The organism is Halosimplex amylolyticum, assembly GCF_051414035.1.
GTDB lineage: Archaea > Halobacteriota > Halobacteria > Halobacteriales > Haloarculaceae > Halosimplex > Halosimplex amylolyticum.
In genome coordinates, this window is sequence record NZ_JBLKNW010000018.1 from 1 (window position 1) to 1,629 (window position 1,629).

Annotated in this window: 1 protein-coding gene; it reads right to left on the bottom strand. The window is 60.0% G+C overall.

Annotation, left to right across the window (positions count from 1 at the left end; all coding sequences use genetic code 11):
• Nucleotides 1–72 precede the first annotated feature (72 nt).
• The gene (locus tag ACMGFE_RS25970; protein WP_436928173.1) at nt 73–1,125 is read right to left on the bottom strand and encodes a tyrosine-type recombinase/integrase; all 1,053 of its coding nucleotides are present in this window, start codon (nt 1,123–1,125) and stop codon (nt 73–75) included.
• Nucleotides 1,126–1,629: the final 504 nt, after the last annotated feature.

The following is a 1,629-nucleotide window of genomic DNA, read 5'->3' on the forward strand; positions in this document are numbered from 1 at the left end:
TGGGCCAACGCGGGAATGCCGACCCAACGTAACGCTGCGACTCTGACCGAACCAACTGCGGGCTGTCGATTTTCATAGATCCTCCGGGATGAAGTCTCGGCGGCGGCGCATTCGCTGACGCTTCGAAGCCTGGTCGTAGTGCTTCTCCAAGATCTTCTCCGACACGTCCCCTCGGTCGCTCACGACCTCGCGGGGTGTGCCAGCGTCACGGTGGGCGGTAATACTCCCTGCTCGAATCGGATGCGGGGAGAACACCATCGGGCACTGACTCAGATTCCCGTGACGACGGGCCTCGCATTCGTTTGGGTCACGACCCTCCGGGCACTTCTCTCCCAGACGGCAAGGCTGGGTCCAGAAGTACATCCAGTTCCGGAGTGTGCTGGTGCAGGGACGCCCATGTTCCGTAGTGATGAGCGGTTCCCGACCGTAGTCGTCCGTCACCTCGTTGCGGTTTGGCCCTTCGATGTAATCTTGAATCACTTCGGCGACGTGCGGCTTCAGAGAAACGTCGCGCTCACTACCGTACTTGTTCTTCAGCGGGGTACCCTCGTCCGGGCGGTGTCGGAAGCTCAGCGCGTTCTCGTCTGGATCGAAGTCCGACACGTCGAGCGACCGAAGTCCGCCCAGACGGCACGAAGTGCGCCAGAACAACAGGAACGTGACGTGATGCGCCGTTGCGTACTCCCAGCTATGGAAGTGGTCGAGAATCGCGTTCGCGCGCTCCGCGTCTAGTACCCGTTCGTCTACGTCTTCACCGTCCGGTACTTTCGGGAGACGGATCCGCTCGTGGAAGCCGGACGGGACCGCTTTGATATCGGCCAGACGCTCGAAGAACACCCGGAGCGTAGACACCTGGCCCGACATGGAGACGGTGTTACACGGGTCCTCGTCCGGCCAGTTCTCCTCCCGCTTGAACACACGGTAGGCGTGGACCGTTCGCAGATCCACGTCGTTCATGTTCGAGATCTCGCCGTCGCCCTTCTCCTCGTCGGTGAGCCACCGGGCGAAAGAGTCGAGTCGGTACTGGTGAGACTGGTACGTCTCGTCGGCGAGCTCGTACTGGCGAGTATCCAAGTAGTAGTTAACCGCGGCGTGGGGCGTGATGGGGTCCAAGTCGTCGCTCATGCGGCCCACCCCTGGCTATCAGACTGATTACTTTCGACTCGATGCGCAAACTTACAGTCGTTCCGCTGGTTGCATCGCATGGTGTACCTCGCTCTGTTGGGGGCACCGTGGCCGCTATCCGCGGGTGCCAGACCTGTCCAAAGTGCAGGCATCCGCGGAGGGCGACCACGAGCCAGTGCGCATGTTCTGTCGCCCTTGTAAAAGGAGTCAGCCTTGTACGCGTAGTGAAAGTGAAAGTAATTGGTAACCGGACCCGTCCCCCAGAAAATCGCTATACAGCGGGTGAAAGTGAAACCGGGTTCTGGACGATTCTGCTCGGTACCTGACTTTTGACCGGGTGGGATTTTCCTGTGCATATGTTCGCTCGAAAGAGCGACACACCCGGCCGACGGACACACACGTCGGCTGGCGACAACATCCTCATATCCCTACTTCCGTAGTGCCGGGCGTCTCGCTCCTGCTCCGCCCAACGTACCAGCCTGTCTTAAACTTTGATGCACAAAG